A 16,190-nucleotide genomic window follows, 5' to 3' on the forward strand; every position below is an offset into this window, starting at 1 on the left:
CGTTTGCGGATCGCCTAGAGTAAAAAACCGCGGGGGAAATCCCCGCGGTACGAATTAATCAGCCCTCTGTCGGGGCCGGAGCAAGACGTTTCTTTTTTGCCATTTCCCGTTTTTTCAAGGTAACCCAAAACTGCGCGGAGACGAAGATTGAGGAGTAGGTCCCGCTCACCAGACCGAAGATGAGCGCCAGCGAGAAGGTGCGAATGCCTTCGCTCCCCAAGATCGCGATCGCGACAGCCGTCAGGAATACCGTACCTACAGTAAAGATGGAGCGGCGCATCGTCTGCCAGAGCGAGACGTTGACCAGATGCTCCAGATCTTCCACCGTTTTGGACTTCATGGTTCTTAGGTTTTCCCGAATCCGGTCAAAAATTACGATTGTGTCGTTAATCGAATAACCGACGATGGTCAAGATCGCAGCGATGAAGGTCAGGTCAACCTCCAACCGGAAGACCGAGAACAGCGCAATCGGAATAAACACGTCATGGACCAGGCCGATGATACATGCAATCCCGAACAGGAATTGGAAACGGAACGCAATGTAGATGACGATTCCGATACCCGCTACAGCTACGGCGATGGCCGCTTTTTTCACCAGTTCCTTCGCGATGCTCGGGTCAACTGTCGCCTCTTGTTTGGATACCTGCGGCCCGTATTTCGCTTTCAACGCTGCTTCCAGCGCCGCCAGTTGATCGGCAGGAATCGTGTGGTCAAAGCGCGTCTGTACCTGCTGCTCCCCGTAAGGGGTCACAGGCGTGTACATTGTATTGGGAATGGTCTCTTTGATAATCGCATCGATATCGCTAACCTGGAAATCCTTCCCGATGTAGATATCGAGGCGGGTCCCTGCTTTAAAGTCTACCCCGAGATTCAGTCCCATAATCAAGGTGCACACGAGGCCCACCAGCAAAATTACGATAGAAAACGCGTAGAATTTTCGTCTATTCTTCACAATGTCAAACTTGACGATATCGTCATGTTGTCGTTTAGAGCTCACCGATATCACTCTCCTTTACGCCGAACCAAGATGGCTTCCTGATCAGATTGGCTCGGACGAGCAGCCCCAGCAGCAAACGGGATCCCAATACGTTGGTCAGCAAACCGACGATAAGCGTCATCGCCAGGACAACCGCAAATCCCTGGATGGAGCTTGTCCCAAAGTAAAAAAGGACACCCGTGGCGATCAGCGTAGTAATATGCCCGTCAAGGATGGTGATCAATGAACGGCGTTCACCTGCACGGAAAGCAGACAATATTGTTTTGCCGGAGCGAATCTCTTCCTGAATCCGCTCGTAGGTAATGATGTTGGCATCGACAGCCATCCCTACAGAAAGGATAAAACCAGCAATCCCCGGCAGGGTCAGCGTCGCATCCATCCAGTGCAGGACGACGATACTCACATAGGTAAAGGTCGCCAGCATGATATTGGCCACCAGCCCAGGCAATCGGTACACCAGCAGCATGAACACAAAGATCAGGGCTGCACCGACGTAACCGGCGTTAATCGTTTTTTCCAGAGCCAGCTTACCGAGCGAGGCCCCCACAGAGGTAACCTGCTTCTCTACCAATTTTGCCGGCATTGCGCCGGAGTTGAGCAGGTCGGCCAGCTCTTGTGCTGACTCCTGCGTATAATCACCGGAGATCTGGGCACTTCCCCCGGTAATGACGTTTTGGATGACCGGGTTGGTCATCATGTTTTCATCCAGGTAGATGGCCATATGTTTATGCAGATTTTCCCGCGAAACCTGTTCCAGCTTTTTCGGATCGGAGATTTTCAAGGTAACGACGGGCCGTCTCAATTCGTCGAAGCCCACTCCTGCACCGCCGGGAGCCAAATCACTGCCTCGCAGGAGGATATTGCCTTGCTCGTCGCGGAATGTCAGTACTGCCGGCTTTCCAATCAGTTCACGCAGCTTGTCCTGGTCAGCCTCCTGTGAGGCGATCTTGACGCGAAGTCGGTTGGGCAGCTCCGTTTCGATGACAGGCTCCGCCACTCCCCCGATGTTGATCCGCTTCTCTACCATTCGAGCGGTCGCTTTCAACAGTTCAATATCCACCTGTTGGTTGGACTCCAGCGGCTCGACCACGTACAGGATCTCAAAACCGCCCTGCAAGTCCAAACCCAGCGTGATTTCGTCCGCCACCCGCGTCGTCGTCGTGGTGATCAGTGTTCCCAGCAACCCCACGATAACGAGAAACAGGATGACTCTTCCCCATTTAACCATGTAGTAATACCCCTCTTTCCTTCCAGGGTTCCGTCGGTTGTCGCGAAACCAATATGCCCATTATAGCGAAGTAAGAAAAAACGTGTCAATTTTTGCAGGAAAGCGGAACCATGGTAACCAACCCCTTGATTAGGGAATGAGTTCCTCAGCCCTCATATCCCCTTGCTTCCTCTTCTCTACGAGAAGCCCGCAAAAAAGTTTCGCCTATGAGTTCTTGTACATTTGCAGCATGAGATAATTCATGTATTTATTGGGCTTTAACGACAAAATGTCATTGACCAATTGATGCAGCGGGGGCACCGTTTTATAGCCGCTCGTCACACAATCCCAGATGTCCTGTGGCCCCACATTTTCATAGCCCAGAATCTCGAACTCCTCCGCCTTGCTTTGGCACAGACTCGCTACGTGCGCGTACCATGCCTGTTTCTCTTTCTCCTCCATCCGAATCCCCCTCATTCGCCAGCTTTTCCCTGCCCGCTATCGAGCCAAAAGAAGCGCTTGGTTATGCAGATAAACTTGTCATGCAGCCAGCAGCACGTCCATATTCTCTTAAAGAAGATGTTTTCGAACACATCAACTGTTCATGAAATTTCGGCGGTAAAGGAGCCTGCCATGAGACAGTCTTTCTTTTACGGAACGGTCATCCTCATCATCGCGGGCGGCGTCACCAAACTGCTCGGTTTCGCCAATCGGATCATACTTTCCCGCATCCTCGGAGCAGAAGGGATCGGACTTTATCAAATGGTCGTGCCTCTGCTCTACTTTCTCATTACATTGGCCACCTTTGGCATGCCGCTGGCAATTGCCAAACACGTCGCGGAGACAGAAGCCGCCAGGGATGCCCGCCAAGCACGCCGCTTCCTGGTCCTGGCCCTGGGCGTGACCGGAGGGATCAGCCTGGTCATCAGCACCATCCTGTTTACCCTGTCGGCCCCGCTCGCCGGACTGTTTTTTACCGATCCGCGCGCACATGTAGTCTTGCTGGCAGCCATACCGGTGATTCCCATCTCCAGCTTCTCCATGGTCCTCAGGGGATATTTTCAAGGGAAACACAACATGACGCCGACTGCTGTCTCCCAAGTCGTCGAACAGGTGATCCGGATGGCGCTCGTCGTCGTGATGACGATCACCTTTATGCCTCTCGGCGTACAATACGCGGCTGCCGGTGCGGTGGGCAGCATTCTGTTCGGTGAAGCTGCAGGCTTCCTGTACATTCTGTGGCAATACCGGAGAGCGACACAGAAAACGGCCGCACAGGTGTGGGAACGCCCTCTCCTGGCAGCCATGTTCGAAAGCCGCAACAGCTTACGGAAGTTGTTTCACGTTTCGCTGCCCGTTACCATGAGCAAGCTGATCGGCTCGATCGCCTACGTGATGGAACCGATGATTGTCCCCTTTGCACTGGTACTGGCAGGTTTTTCGACCGCAGCGGCTACAGGCTTGTACGGACAGTTTGCAGGGATGGCTGTGCCACTATTGCTTTTTCCTACGTTCCTTACCTATTCCCTGTCCGTATCGCTCGTTCCTGCCGTAGCCGAAGCGGCTTATCAAAAAAACGCGCCGCTGGTTCACAGACGCATCTACCAGGCAATGCGGATCACGCTGGTCATCGGCGCTCCCTGTACCGTGCTCTTGTTTATCTTTGCCGAGCCGCTCTGCGCTCTTCTCTACGGCAATGCCGAAGTCGGCGTGCTTTTGCGGGAGATGGCCCCTTTCTCCGTCTTCCTGTTTTTCCAGGCGCCGCTGGCTGCCGCCTTGCAAGGCTTAGATTTTGCCCAGGTCGTCTTTCGCAATACCCTCATCGGCGCGATCGTCAAAACCGCCACTATGTTTGTCTTTACGGCCCGTCCGGAATTCGGGATACACGGCGCGGTGATCGCGACCAATATCGGCATCACCCTGGTCACCCTGCTGCACATTGCCAGCCTGATCAAGCAGATCGGCTTCACCGTGGATCTGGTGGAGATGGGGAAAATCGTCATCGCCATGCTGGCCATGGGATACGCCGGCTCTTACATGTCTTCGCATCTCTTTGCGGAAGCGCCCGTCGTCCAGCTGCTGATCCTCTCTTCCCTGGCCAGTACGCTGCTGTATGTCCTGCTGCTCGTCGCTCTGCGCATCCTCGGCAAACAGGACGTGCGCCGCATTCCCTGGATCGGCGAACAGCTATCCGTTTTCTTTCCACGCCGCTGACACGCTAGTGCCGCGGCTTGTCTTTTTTGTCCAAGAAAATGCAGCCGCGATCATCGATGCTGCAAAAGGAGACTTCCCGTATATCTTTGACGCCGAATTTGCGTATCTCCCGTTTCAGCCACAGCTCGTTTTGGCCGATTTTTTGAAGAGCTTGCTTACGCACTTTTCCATCCAAAATGAGCGGAATCGGCAAACCGGAATAGGTTACCTGGCTGGCGGGTGCTGGCCCTCGCAGGTTCAGATCACCGCGGGTCACCGGAAGCCTCGATTCCTTGGGAAACACGCTCATCTCTCCCGTCGGTTCAATTACCGCGAATTCGACGTCGGCGATGTTCTTGACGTTTTTTTGGCGCAAATGGACCATCAAGTCGTCAAAATTGAGCCGGTTGCGGCGCATGGCGTCCTCGCGAATCTCCCCGTTTTCAATGATCAGATCCGCCGAGCCCTCCATCACATCGCGGGCCTTTTTGCTTTTCATAAAGAACCAGGACATGGTGATTTCCAAGAGACAGATCAGCAGCATCGGCACGTAAAACAGGCTCGCTTTTTTATCAATCTGTTCAATGGACATAACGGCCATTTCTGCCAGCATGATGGAGATGACGACGTCGAAGATGGAGAGCTTGCCGAGCTCTCTTTTTCCCATCAGGCGGAGCAGAAGCAGGATGAAAAAGAACGAGAAGATGGTCCGCATTACGGCCGTAGTCAAGTCTTCCATACAGACGCCCCCCCTCACGCAGAGTTTCATATCTAGTCTCCGCGTAAGAAGGGGCAACTATTATCGCCAATTTTGGCTAAACGTCTACAGCCATTTTCGCTTTCGGAAGATGTGCAGCATCACGAACGTCATCGTGATCATCACCGTTAAGGCGACGATCAGCATGTACGGCTCCGCCTCTTCCCCCAGCCAGCTGAAGGTGTTCATTCCAAAAAGGCCGGTGATAAAGGTCAGAGGCAGGATAATCGTGGAGATAATCGTCAGGACACGCATGGTCTCCGTCGTTTTCGCACTGATGATGGTGTAATACGTGTCCAGGGCTCCGTTCACCAGGTCGCGAAACGTCTCGGTTGAGTCGGCGATCCGCTCCAGGTGGTCATTTAGGTCAATGTAGAACGGAACGTTTTCCTCGGAGATGTCAAAGGAATAGCGTCCATTGACACTGGCAAAAATCCGCTTTTGCGGCAGAATGACGCGACGAATCAGGATAATCGTCCGCTTGAGAGCGAGGAATTCTTCCGTAATTTCTTCCATCTGGTGATCGAAGATTTCATCTTCCAATTCGTCAATCCGCACGCTGATACGATCCATGATCGGAAAGTACTCGTCTGTAATTCCGTCAACAATGGCATAAAGCAAATAATCAGGGCCGCGATTCAGGTATGAAATGTTGCGGTGGCAGATCGAGGCGATACGTCCGATGGTATTCATCGGCGATTTATGGATCGTAACGATGTAGTTGGGCCCGAGAAACACGTTCAGTTCTACCGTTGTGATTTCATCATCGCTCTCTTCGTTATAGCGCAAGGCGTGAAACACGAAGAAACAATAATCATCGTATTTGTCCACCTTGGCGCGAGGGCTCACATGCAGGCAGTCCTCAATGGCCAGCGGGTGAAAATCAAAAATCTTAGCAATGTACTGCAGCTCACTGTTGCCCACGTCGTACAGATCGATCCAGAGCAAATCCTCCGGCGATTTCAGAAATTGGTCCTTTTGGCTAAGGTCCACGTCATGATACATCTTCTGTTCCGAGTGGTTGTAGAAGTAGGTTTTAATCATGTATCCTCACCCCCCGTCTGGTTCCTCATCCATTCTACGAAAATTCTTCATGATGTTCAACGCGAAGATGAATACCGGGACCAAGCCTCTCATATAGATGGTACAAACTTGACGAGTTAGGAGGGTTTTCCTTGCGGAGTGCTTCCACCTCAGTCTTTGCCGGTCTGCTGTACACGCTCGGCCTGGTCCTGGTAGGCGCCCTGATCGTCGCCTTGCTGCTCTCATTCACCTCGATCCGCGAAAGCTCGCTGCCCTATTTTACCTATGTCATTAATACAATCGGCCTGTTGGTCGGCGGTTATGTAACCGGCCGGCGCTGTGGTGGCAAGGGCTGGTACTACGGCGGGCTGACTGGACTTTTTTACTTCCTGCTGGTGCTGTTGATCGGCTTTTTGGGATTCGATGCGCCGATGCAGTGGGGAACGCTGTTCTACCTGATTGGCGCATTCGTCATGGCCTCCATCGGGGGAATCTTCGGCGTCAACGCCTCCTCCAGCAGCAGATAGGTGCTATGCGGTCTATCATGGGTAAAAAAAGAGGGCTTCCGCTCAGATGCGGCGGGCCCTCTCTTTTTTACTCATTTATTTGTTTTCTTCTTTGGCTTCTTTGGCTTCTTTGGATTCTGCCGCCGCCGGTTCATTGCTGCTGGCTACCACGCTGTTGATGGCGCCGCGGTCGAAGGTGACGTTGACGTTGTGGGCAATGCGCAGCGTAACGGTGTCGTCGCCTATGTCCTGAATGGTCCCGTGAACGCCGCCAATGGTCACGACCTTGTCACCCTTTTTCAGCGAGGCCAGCATTGCATTGCGCTGCTTTTGGCGCTTCTGCTGCGGGCGGATCAAGAGGAAATAGAAAATCGCAAACATGATAATAATCGGTAAAAAGCTTTGGATACCTTCCATGGGAGTCCTCCTTAAAAAGATCTATCTTCACTCAACCCATATTGAGCGAAAAACTGGTCTCGAAAATCGCCGAGGCGGTCTTCGGCTATCGCCTGACGCACCTCTTTCATCAGATTGACCAAAAAGTGCAAGTTGTGATACGTGGTCAGCCTGATGCCAAATGTCTCTTCCGCCTTCACGAGATGACGGATGTACGCCCGGGTGTAATTTTTGCAGGTGTAGCATTCGCAATGCGGGTCGAGCGGACCGAAGTCGCGGGCGTACTTGGCATTGCGGATCACCAGTCTGCCCTGGCTCGTCATGCATGTCCCATTGCGGGCGATCCGGGTGGGCAGAACGCAGTCAAACATGTCGATCCCGCGCATGGCCCCCTCGATCAAGGCGTCCGGCGAGCCGACCCCCATCAGGTAGCGAGGCTTGCCCGTGGGCAGAAGCGGAACCGTATGCTCAAGAATCTCATACATCAACGGGAATGGCTCACCCACGCTCAATCCCCCGATGGCGTATCCCGGAAAATCCATGGATACAAGATCCTTGGCGCTTTGCTCCCGCAGGTCCTTGTACATGCCTCCCTGCACAATTCCGAAGAGCGCCTGTTCATTCGGTCTGGCATGTGCCTTCAGGCAGCGCTCCGCCCATCTGCTGGTACGCTCCATGGATTGCTTCACATAGTCGTACTCGGCCGGATAGGGGGCGCATTCGTCGAAAGCCATAAAGATATCGGCACCCAAGGCATTCTGGATCTGGGTCGCTTCTTCCGGACCGATGAACAGCTTTTCTCCGTTCAGGTGGGAGCGGAAGGAAACGCCCTCTTCCGTGATCTTGCGCAGATTGCTGAGACTGAACACCTGAAACCCGCCCGAGTCGGTCAAGACGGCGCGGTCCCAGTTCATAAACCCGTGCAAACCGCCTGCTTCCCTGACGATTTCATGGCCGGGCCGCAAAAAAAGGTGATAGGTATTGCTGAGGATAATACCGGCCCCGATTGCTTTCAGTTCTTCGGGACTCATGGTTTTTACCGTCGCTTGTGTACCCACCGGCATAAATACAGGAGTGTCGATGGTCCCATGCGGCGTATGCAGCTTTCCGAGGCGGGCCCCGGTTTGCTTGCAAGTCTTGATCAGTTCATAGCGGACAGCCAAATTATGTACACTCCTCAAGAATGTAATTCTTTCCTATTATATAGAAACGGCTTGGATAGCACAAGAAAAAACCGGGTTTCCCCGGTTAGATCAGCAGCATCGCATCACCAAAGCTGAAGAAACGGTACTCCTCCCGGATGGCTTCCTCGTAGGCCCGCCGGATATGCTCCTGTCCGGCGAGAGCGCTGACCAGCATGACCAGGCTTGATTTGGGAAGATGGAAATTGGTCAAAAGGCCGTCGATGATCGCGAATTGATACCCCGGATAAATAAAGATATCCGTCCAACCCGATTCTTCCTCCAGCCTTCCTCCGTGCCGCGTCCCCACCGTCTCGAGTGTCCGGCAGGAAGTGGTTCCGACCGCGATGACGCGTCTTCCCTCCGCCTTCGCCGCATTCACCAGCTCGGCGGTCCGGGCCGGAATTTCATAGTATTCGCTGTGCATCACATGCTCTTCCACCACGTCTGCGGTAACCGGACGAAAGGTCCCAAGACCTACATGCAAGGTCACATAAGCGAGCTGCACACCCCCCGCCTCCAACTGGCGCAAATATTCCTCCGTGAAATGAAGGCCGGCCGTAGGCGCAGCTGCCGAGCCGCGCTCCCTGGCGTAGACGGTCTGGTAGCGCTCCCGGTCGTCGAGCTGCTCGTGTATATAAGGCGGCAGCGGCATGGAGCCCAGCTGGTCGAGGATCTCGTAAAAGATTCCTTCGTAGTGAAAACGGACAATCCGGCCGCCCGTCTCCGTAGTCTCTTCGCAGACACAGCGCAGCAGACCTTCTCCAAAGATGATTTCCGTCCCCGGCTTGACCCGTTTGCCTGGCTTGACCAGGGTCTCCCAGCGGTCCTCTCCCAAGGATTTCAGCAGCAATACTTCGATCTTGGCTCCCGTATCCGCTTTTTCTCCGATCAGCCGGGCCGGGAGAACGCGACTGTCATTCAAAACCAGGACATCGCCTGCCCGCAGGTACTCTTTCAGATCGGTAAAGCGACGGTGAGACAGCTCGCCCGTCCGCTTGTCCATCACCAGCAATCGCGAAGCAGTACGGTCTGGCAGCGGGTGCTGGGCGATTAATCTCTCCGGCAATTCAAAATCAAACTGTTTGACGTCCACAACTTCTGACTCCTCATCACTCAGTTCACATGTCAATTCCATCTATTCTCAATCAATATTTTTCGATTGACACGTCCTGGTAGTAGTGTTGCAAGATTTCCCGATAGTCATACCCATTTTCCGCCATTGCTTTGGCACCGTACTGGGATACGCCCAGCCCGTGTCCAAAGCCGGTGCCCTCGAACAGGAACATCTGCTGCTTCGAGGCCGTCCGGATGGCATTCTCCGCGCCCAGAATCAGATATTGATCCTGGTATCCGTTGGCTGGCATCGCGCCGTAGCTGTCAGCGCCGACCGCCATGAGCGAACTGTGCTTGGGGTAGTTCGTCTGCTTTCCGTCCGCTCCCAGCACCGTGACGCTGCCCATTTCGATCACATCGAATTTGGTGCTGCGCAGGGCTGCCCCGCCCTGCTGGAAGATCGAACGGTGCGCATCCGGAGAAGAGACTTTCAGCGGCTGTCCATTTGCTTCCATCTCGATCACCCGGCCCGATTCGCCCCGCTCAGTGACGCGCAAGGTCTCGACGACGCCGCTGATCCGCGGGCCCTTGTTTCGCTCCTGACTCGCGTTGATCATCGCGGTAACCTCTTCGGCCGTATACGGTCCTCTCGTCCAGCTGTACGCATTCTCTTCGGCAACCTCGCGGACAATCGTCACCGCCGTACCCGCGGGCAATGTGGTCAGTACCCGGTGATAGGCCGTACTCGGTCCGGAGCGCAAATTGCTGTTCGCGGTTTGGACCACGCCTTCCCGGAATCCGAGCGAATTTGCACTGTCAAAGGCCTCTACCAGATCGCTCCGCAGATAGCCGATCGTCCCGTCAGCCAGCGATACCTGATACCAGCGGGCCGCTTTTTTCGCCGGCTCGCTGTCATCGCTGCGAATGGAACGGAGGTATGGCACATCATTGCCCCAGACCTCCTCGCCGGCAGCTGTCATACCCCCGGCGTTGGAGTAGTACAGCGCTTCTGCTACCTTCCCGCGGTAGAAAATGACTTCGCCCTCTGTTTCATCGACGGCCTCCCGCGTGTCTCTGGACTCCTTTTCGAAGCCGTAATAAGCCTGCTCATACACTGTGTCGGACAAGTTGGCGATCCCGTATTTATTCCCCTGGGCCACAGCTCTCGTGCGGGCAAGCACGGCCTGTGCCTTTAACGCCTCCAGCGGCCATCCCGGCGCCATTTCGGAGCCGACGACACTATAGAGGTATTCTTCCATTTTCAGTTCATTGATGACCGCCAGATTCCCTTTGTATTCCGACAGCTCGATCGATCCCCGGTACTTTCGCTGCCCCCGCTCCTCTACGCCGATGAGCGACCGCGAGCCGTCTTTTGCCGATTTTGCTTCGAGTGTCGTTTTTGGGGAAAGGACGTATTTCCAGACACCTGCCGAGCCGATCAGGTCCTTTTTCATGACGACGTAGGAGGGGCTGCTCGCTTCCCGAAAGGTAAAGCCGGGGAATTCTGCCGACGCTTTCCGCGCCAGCTTCTGGGCCGCCTCTTTGCTCACCTCGTCTCCGATCCACACCGCATAGGAGAGCTTGCGACCCTCCTGCAGAAAAACGGGGTAGGCCGGAATATTGGCCGAGGCGAACGCCGCTTGCCAGTCCAGTGCTTCGTTCAGACTGGTAAAGCGCCCCGCCTCCAGCCGCATCGGTCCTTTGACCGCGGATGGCTGTCCCGTTGCCTGCTCGATCGCCCGCGCTTGTGCGATGGCGGCTTGATACGTATCATAGGTTCCGCTGACCACCTGATAGACGCGCTTTCCGCCCAGCTCAGCCAGCTGAATCGAAGCATCGATCTTTCGCTGGCTCAGCTGTTGGGCGGCTTGCTGGGCACGCGTCAGGTCGCCAGTCTCTACGGCCTGGACATAGAACTCGTCTACGCGCACCCGGGCCGTCTCTCCACCCAGCGAGGGGATTTTCGCGGTGCCTTCCTGTGCCCGCATGGACACCTCCAGCCCTCCCTCCGCCGTCAAGGTTACTGCGGGGACTACGCCCCGATAGCCCTGTCCATTGTCGATAAACAGCGCAACCCGGATCGTATCGGATGCTGCCCCGGCAGGCGTCTGCCCAGCCAAAAGCACCAACGATAACAGGCCCGCTAAAAGGACTCTTCCCATCTTCCGCTTCCACATGACGTCTGTCCTTCCTCTCACCTGTATAGTTACTTTTCGAATGGAAATTTGATTGGAACATCAAACTTTTTGGCACGAACTCTCATGATGTTCGACAATTTTCCCCAGACTCCTGCTCCACCAAGCGTATTTGGGACTTGAGACGCAATGAAAAAGGCATGGGGACAAGGATATTGCCGCAGGTATGACACCCTCCCAAGCACAAAAAAAATCGGCGCCTAGGGTATCCGGCGCCGAAACTAGAAACTGCTTGTCCAGTATGTTTATTAATATCCCGGGTCAATGTCAAAGGTAGTAATCGGTGCACTTGGTCTGGAAGCCGTAGCACCAGCATCTTTTGTAGCTCCTAAAACAGGTGTTACCATCGTGATTGTCATCAGCAGCACCAAAATACCGGTCAGAATCTTTTTCATACCATCTGCCTCCTTTGGGTTGTTTTCAAGCTACTCTTACTATGCCATAAAATTGAAAGTTTTTCCATATCTTCTGGAGAAAGTTTTTCCCCGTAGTTGAGATGCTCTGCCATGATCAAGCCGACGCATTCGGAGACAGACGAGTACGCTCCGATTTGACGGTAGTGGGACAGGCTTTCAAACAAGCTGTCCATGCCTTCCCGGAACATGCCCTGCTCCAGCAGGTAGACGCCTTTGCGCTTCATGTACATCGCCACGTGCTCCAGCTTCTTGGGCGTATTCATCTCAAGCGGCAGGAAGTGGCTCTCCCGTTCGAACAGTCCCTTCATCCCCTCGACATCCTCGATGCTGGCATAGCATTCCAAAAGATCAGTCGCAATCGCAATCCGGGTCTCACTCTCTGCTTCTGACAGACACAGCTCCAAGCCGGCGATCGCCTCGTCGTATTCTCCCTTTTGGGCATGCAGCTGGGCACGCAGATAGCGGATGTGGTTGGCTTTCGCGTAGCCGCTCTTTTCGTACTTTTTCAAGTAGAGTTCCGCCAAAATGGCATCCCCCATATTGATGTACGAATTGGTGATGGCCAGCAGGGCCGAAGCCATCAATTCGTTCTCCTCCGAATCTCCGGAGATCCCCTGTCGGCACAGGTGAATACAGTCGTCATAATACTTCAAGGCGTAGGCTTGCAAACCGAGTCGGTAGTAAGCGTTTACCCGCTCGGACACCGTCAGATACTCGATGTACGACAACAATTCCTTGCCTCTGCGGTACGTTTCTTCCATCCGGGAAAAATCATACCGCTCGATAAAATAGCGCTCCAGCAGCGCTTTGGCCTGGTAAAACGGAATCCCCTGTTTTTTCGTGCAATCAATAATCATGTCGTAAATCGTAATTTTGATCTCTTCGTCTTCGGTCTCCCTCGTCACTTGCAGCAGGTAATCAAGGGCAAAGAACGTATTGATTTTGGTAGATTCCAAAAGCTTTCTGGCGGCTTTGCGGACGATGTGCCGATCTGTATACGCGATCGCTTCTGCCAACAGGAACTTTAGGACGTCAGCCCGCTCTGAAATATCCAAATACAAAGCGATGACACGTTCATAAGGAATGTCCAGTTCGGAGGCAATCTTTTTCCAAGTCGTAAACCCTGGCCTTTTCGTCTCTCCCGACTCAATTCGTGCAAGAACACTGCGGCTGATCCCTGTTCGTTCGGACAATTCTTGCAATGACAGGTTTGCCCGATAACGGTGCGCTTTCATGGACTCCGAAAACGACATCGCTACGCCCCCTACGTCTCTTTTTCATCCCCATAAAATGTAAAAATCAACAAAATGATATCATATTTCCGATAATAGGACAAGAAAAGAGCCCGCGCAATAACAGTCAGCGGGCCGTTCCAAACAATTACTTAAACAGGCGAAACAAATAAGTAGCCAGAGACAGCACGATGCTGATGACGATACAGGTGACGATGGGAAAGTAGAATTTGACGTTTTCCTTTTCCACGACGATGTCACCTGGCAGGCGGCCGAGAGGGAGGAACCTCCCCCCCACTTGCCACAAGAGGCCAATTACAATCAGCACAGCTCCCCCGATGATGAGCAGTTTGGCAACCGGATTCATGCTTTTTTCATCTCCCGACCAAAATGTTCGTAGGCAGCAGGGGTCGCGACCCGTCCTCTCGGGGTGCGCTGGATAAACCCGATCTGAAGCAAATACGGCTCACAGACATCTTCTATCGTCTGACTCTCTTCGCCGATCGTGGCTGCGATGGTATCGAGCCCTACCGGTCCGCCGTCAAACCGGTCGATGATCGCCAGGAGCAGCTTGTGGTCGATGTGATCGAGACCGCAGGCATCCACCTGCAGACGCTCCAACGCTTCCCGGGCGATTTCGGCCGTGACCACTCCCTCCCCCTGTACCTGGGCAAAATCCCTCACCCGCTTCAGCAGGCGATTGGCCACGCGCGGCGTCCCCCGAGAGCGTTTGGCAATCTCCACGGCGCCGTCTTCCTTCATCCCGATCTGCAAAATATCCGCTGCCCGGCTGACGATGAAGGTCAATTCCGGCACCGTGTAAAATTCCAGGCGATTGACGACGCCAAAACGGTCGCGGAGCGGCGAGGAGAGCATCCCCGCACGGGTCGTGGCGCCTACCAGGGTGAAGGGCGGCAAATCCAGCCGGACGCTGCGGGCGCTCGGCCCTTTGCCGATGATGATGTCGAGGGCAAAGTCCTCCATGGCCGGGTAGAGCACCTCTTCTACGCTGCGATTCAGACGGTGGATCTCGTCGATAAACAGCACATCGCCTTCCTGGAGGTTGGTCAGGATGGCAGCCAGATCCCCCGGACGTTCGATCGCCGGCCCCGACGTGGTGCGAATGCTGACGCCCAATTCATTGGCGATAATTTGCGAAAGAGTGGTTTTGCCAAGTCCCGGCGGCCCGTACAGCAAGACATGGTCCAGCGCTTCTTTCCGCATTTTGGCCGCTTCGATAAATACTTTCAAATTATCTTTTGCCTGCTGCTGCCCGATGTATTCATGCAGATAACGAGGGCGAAGACTCAGCTCTGCCGCATCCTCTTCCCAGTTCATCTGTGTCGTAATGATGCGTTCATCCACTTCGCTACCCCCTCATAAACAAGGAAAGCCCCTGCTTGATCAGTTGCTCGACGGTCGAGCCGTTTTTCGCTCCCTCGGAAAGCGCCCCGCGAATTTTCTGGATTTCCAGATCGGAATAGCCGAGCGCCTGCAGGGCATCCTGCGCTTCCTGCAGGACTTGTGCGGCTGTTTCTCCCACTTGCAATTCGGTTGCGGCCACGGTCTGGAAAACAGACGGGGTAAAGCCGGACAGCTTATCCTTGAGATCGAGAATGATCCGCTGCGCGGTCTTTTTCCCAATCCCCGGAAACTTCGTCAGGTACGTGACATTTTCCTGTTGGACGGCCATGACAATCTGTTCTGGCGTGGCTGCCGACAGGATGGCCAGGCCTCCCTTCGGACCGATGCCGGACACGTCCAACAATTTTCGAAACAGATCACGCTCGTCCCGCGTCGGGAATCCGTAGAGCAAAATGGCATCCTCACGTACGTGGTGATGCGTGTAGAGCTTGGTCTTGGTCCCCTCATACCTGACAAAATGATAGGGATTGGGACAGAACAGACGGTAGCCGATGCCGCCCGCTTCCAGGACCACGTATTCGGAATCGAGATAGGCAAGCGTCCCTTCCACAAAATCAATCATGTTGTTGCTCCTTCCACAAGGGAAATGAATGCCCGCATCTGGGCATGCGTGATGGCGATGCCGAGCGCGTCCGCCACGTCGTCCGGCTTGGGCACCTCTTTTAGCCGGAGCAGCATCTTCGTCATTTCCTGGATTTGTTTTTTCTCCGCTCCGCCATATCCGGTCACGGCTTGCTTGACCTGCATCGGCGTATACTCGTAGATGGGGATCCCCGCCAGTTCCGCAGCGAGCAGAATCACCCCCCGGGCCTGGCCGACGGTAAACGCTGTCGTGACGTTTCGGTTGAAGAACAGCTTTTCCACGGCCATCTCGTCGGGCTTGTATGTATCGAGCAAGGTTTGCATGGCTTCAAAGATTTGCTTCAAACGCAGCGGGACGGGCAAGCCCGCTTCGGTCTGGATGCTTCCGTATTGAACTGGCTTCAGCTGACTTCCCTGTTTGTCGATGACGCCGAAACCGACAATGGCAATTCCCGGGTCGATCCCGATGATTTTCATGGCTTACAACTCCAGGCAGAAGGATTTCTGTCTTTTACTGTACCACAAAGCTGGAAAAAAGCGAACGTGCATTTCCATAGATGCGATTGATTCGCAGGACATCATGCCACAAAAATTATCTGAATATAGGGAAAAGTTGAAACCCGGGACATAAGCGGGGCAATGTAGTGTTAACCGTACGGCAAGATTAACCGGATGCTGGGCAGTGCTTCTTCTCACTCAGCGAAAATCCCGGCCCTACTTCGGAACTGCCCCAAGAAAAAACCCGTTCCCCGATCGCGGGAACGGATCTTCATCGGCGGCAGCTAATGTTTGTTCATCCCAAGCGCGTCAGCCTCGTCATGCTGCATGTGTGCGTACTCATCCACATCATTTCGCATCTCTTCCCGAATCTGGTTGATCTGACGATAGTTCAGCTTGTTGTGCCCCTGGTTCAATTGAACGTACAAACGCTGATGGAATTGGTCTTTGTAGCTTCCTCTTGGCATCGAAGACATGCTGAAAGACTCCTCCTCTGCCCGCCGTATGTCATCAGTATGATGTAAGA

18 protein-coding genes are annotated in these 16,190 nt (G+C 54.1%); 2 read left to right on the forward strand and 16 right to left on the reverse strand.

Features of this window, described 5'->3' with window-relative positions; genetic code table 11:
• Positions 1–58 precede the first annotated feature (58 nt).
• From secF to JD108_RS15270, 3 genes are all read right to left on the reverse strand, one after another.
• Positions 59–997: a protein translocase subunit SecF gene (gene secF / locus JD108_RS15260; protein ID WP_198826881.1), complete on the reverse strand. Its 939-nt coding sequence runs from the start codon at positions 995–997 to the stop codon at positions 59–61.
• Complete coding sequence (gene secD / locus JD108_RS15265) at positions 987–2,225, reverse strand: protein translocase subunit SecD (protein WP_198826882.1); 1,239 nt, start codon at positions 2,223–2,225, stop codon at positions 987–989. The genes secF and secD overlap by 11 nt, the downstream gene beginning before the upstream one ends.
• Before the next feature lie 204 nt (positions 2,226–2,429).
• Entirely contained in the window at positions 2,430–2,666 is a 237-nt protein-coding gene (locus tag JD108_RS15270) for a post-transcriptional regulator (RefSeq protein ID WP_198826883.1), read from the reverse strand.
• A 171-nt stretch (positions 2,667–2,837) separates the two neighbouring features.
• On the opposite strand from JD108_RS15270, the gene spoVB reads away from it, so the two are divergent.
• Positions 2,838–4,418 carry a stage V sporulation protein B gene (gene spoVB / locus JD108_RS15275; protein ID WP_198826884.1) on the forward strand — a complete coding sequence of 527 codons (1,581 nt, stop codon included), beginning with the start codon at positions 2,838–2,840 and terminating at the stop codon, positions 4,416–4,418.
• Positions 4,419–4,422: 4 nt separating this feature from the next.
• Here the strand turns inward: spoVB and JD108_RS15280 are convergent, their stop codons facing one another.
• A complete protein-coding gene (locus JD108_RS15280) occupies positions 4,423–5,136 on the reverse strand; it encodes a DUF421 domain-containing protein (protein ID WP_198826885.1) in 714 nt (237 codons plus the stop codon).
• Between the two features lie 84 nt (positions 5,137–5,220).
• On the reverse strand, positions 5,221–6,198 hold the full coding sequence (corA, locus tag JD108_RS15285; protein ID WP_198826886.1) for a magnesium/cobalt transporter CorA: 978 nt from the start codon (positions 6,196–6,198) through the stop codon (positions 5,221–5,223).
• Between the two features lie 131 nt (positions 6,199–6,329).
• Here corA and JD108_RS15290 point away from each other — a divergent pair, with 131 nt between their 5' ends.
• Complete coding sequence (locus tag JD108_RS15290) at positions 6,330–6,704, forward strand: TIGR04086 family membrane protein (protein ID WP_198826887.1); 375 nt, start codon at positions 6,330–6,332, stop codon at positions 6,702–6,704.
• A 75-nt stretch (positions 6,705–6,779) separates the two neighbouring features.
• On the opposite strand, the gene yajC is transcribed toward JD108_RS15290, so the two are convergent.
• The 11 genes from yajC to JD108_RS15345 all read right to left on the reverse strand — a co-directional run bounded on the left by yajC (position 6,780) and on the right by JD108_RS15345 (position 16,140).
• Positions 6,780–7,100 carry a preprotein translocase subunit YajC gene (gene yajC / locus JD108_RS15295; protein WP_198826888.1) on the reverse strand — a complete coding sequence of 107 codons (321 nt, stop codon included), beginning with the start codon at positions 7,098–7,100 and terminating at the stop codon, positions 6,780–6,782.
• Between the two features lie 11 nt (positions 7,101–7,111).
• Positions 7,112–8,242 (reverse strand): tRNA guanosine(34) transglycosylase Tgt, encoded by a 1,131-nt coding sequence (gene tgt, locus JD108_RS15300; RefSeq protein WP_198826889.1) that lies wholly within the window; start codon positions 8,240–8,242, stop codon positions 7,112–7,114.
• Positions 8,243–8,327: 85 nt separating this feature from the next.
• A complete protein-coding gene (gene queA, locus JD108_RS15305; RefSeq protein WP_198826890.1) occupies positions 8,328–9,356 on the reverse strand; it encodes a tRNA preQ1(34) S-adenosylmethionine ribosyltransferase-isomerase QueA in 1,029 nt (342 codons plus the stop codon).
• Positions 9,357–9,408: 52 nt separating this feature from the next.
• Complete coding sequence (locus JD108_RS15310; protein WP_198826891.1) at positions 9,409–11,493, reverse strand: SpoIID/LytB domain-containing protein; 2,085 nt, start codon at positions 11,491–11,493, stop codon at positions 9,409–9,411.
• Positions 11,494–11,759: 266 nt separating this feature from the next.
• On the reverse strand, positions 11,760–11,906 hold the full coding sequence (locus JD108_RS15315) for a hypothetical protein (RefSeq protein WP_198826892.1): 147 nt from the start codon (positions 11,904–11,906) through the stop codon (positions 11,760–11,762).
• Positions 11,903–13,180, reverse strand: a complete 1,278-nt coding sequence (locus JD108_RS15320; RefSeq protein ID WP_198826893.1) for a helix-turn-helix domain-containing protein — start codon at positions 13,178–13,180, stop codon at positions 11,903–11,905. Before JD108_RS15320 ends, JD108_RS15315 begins: the two co-directional genes overlap by 4 nt.
• A 127-nt stretch (positions 13,181–13,307) precedes the next feature.
• The gene (locus tag JD108_RS15325; protein WP_198826894.1) at positions 13,308–13,526 is read right to left on the reverse strand and encodes a DUF2905 domain-containing protein; all 219 of its coding nucleotides are present in this window, start codon (positions 13,524–13,526) and stop codon (positions 13,308–13,310) included.
• Positions 13,523–14,524 (reverse strand): Holliday junction branch migration DNA helicase RuvB, encoded by a 1,002-nt coding sequence (ruvB, locus tag JD108_RS15330; RefSeq protein ID WP_198826895.1) that lies wholly within the window; start codon positions 14,522–14,524, stop codon positions 13,523–13,525. Before ruvB ends, JD108_RS15325 begins: the two co-directional genes overlap by 4 nt.
• A 4-nt stretch (positions 14,525–14,528) precedes the next feature.
• Positions 14,529–15,146 (reverse strand): Holliday junction branch migration protein RuvA, encoded by a 618-nt coding sequence (gene ruvA, locus JD108_RS15335; RefSeq protein WP_198826896.1) that lies wholly within the window; start codon positions 15,144–15,146, stop codon positions 14,529–14,531.
• Positions 15,143–15,643 carry a crossover junction endodeoxyribonuclease RuvC gene (gene ruvC, locus JD108_RS15340; RefSeq protein ID WP_198826897.1) on the reverse strand — a complete coding sequence of 167 codons (501 nt, stop codon included), beginning with the start codon at positions 15,641–15,643 and terminating at the stop codon, positions 15,143–15,145. The genes ruvA and ruvC overlap by 4 nt, the downstream gene beginning before the upstream one ends.
• Before the next feature lie 305 nt (positions 15,644–15,948).
• On the reverse strand, positions 15,949–16,140 hold the full coding sequence (locus tag JD108_RS15345) for a hypothetical protein (RefSeq protein ID WP_198826898.1): 192 nt from the start codon (positions 16,138–16,140) through the stop codon (positions 15,949–15,951).
• Positions 16,141–16,190: the final 50 nt, after the last annotated feature.

This window comes from Brevibacillus composti (assembly GCF_016406105.1).
GTDB classification, from domain to species: domain Bacteria; phylum Bacillota; class Bacilli; order Brevibacillales; family Brevibacillaceae; genus Brevibacillus; species Brevibacillus composti.

Coding starts and splice junctions, on each gene's coding strand:
- secD (WP_198826882.1), bottom strand. CDS start 2,225: ATGGTTAAATGGGGAAGAGTCATCCTGTTTCTCGTTATCGTGGGGTTG.
- JD108_RS15270 (WP_198826883.1), bottom strand. CDS start 2,666: ATGGAGGAGAAAGAGAAACAGGCATGGTACGCGCACGTAGCGAGTCTG.
- spoVB (WP_198826884.1), top strand. CDS start 2,838: ATGAGACAGTCTTTCTTTTACGGAACGGTCATCCTCATCATCGCGGGC.
- JD108_RS15280 (WP_198826885.1), bottom strand. CDS start 5,136: ATGGAAGACTTGACTACGGCCGTAATGCGGACCATCTTCTCGTTCTTT.
- corA (WP_198826886.1), bottom strand. CDS start 6,198: ATGATTAAAACCTACTTCTACAACCACTCGGAACAGAAGATGTATCAT.
- yajC (WP_198826888.1), bottom strand. CDS start 7,100: ATGGAAGGTATCCAAAGCTTTTTACCGATTATTATCATGTTTGCGATT.
- JD108_RS15310 (WP_198826891.1), bottom strand. CDS start 11,493: ATGTGGAAGCGGAAGATGGGAAGAGTCCTTTTAGCGGGCCTGTTATCG.
- JD108_RS15315 (WP_198826892.1), bottom strand. CDS start 11,906: ATGAAAAAGATTCTGACCGGTATTTTGGTGCTGCTGATGACAATCACG.
- JD108_RS15320 (WP_198826893.1), bottom strand. CDS start 13,180: ATGTCGTTTTCGGAGTCCATGAAAGCGCACCGTTATCGGGCAAACCTG.
- JD108_RS15325 (WP_198826894.1), bottom strand. CDS start 13,526: ATGAATCCGGTTGCCAAACTGCTCATCATCGGGGGAGCTGTGCTGATT.
- ruvA (WP_198826896.1), bottom strand. CDS start 15,146: ATGATTGATTTTGTGGAAGGGACGCTTGCCTATCTCGATTCCGAATAC.
- ruvC (WP_198826897.1), bottom strand. CDS start 15,643: ATGAAAATCATCGGGATCGACCCGGGAATTGCCATTGTCGGTTTCGGC.
- JD108_RS15345 (WP_198826898.1), bottom strand. CDS start 16,140: ATGTCTTCGATGCCAAGAGGAAGCTACAAAGACCAATTCCATCAGCGT.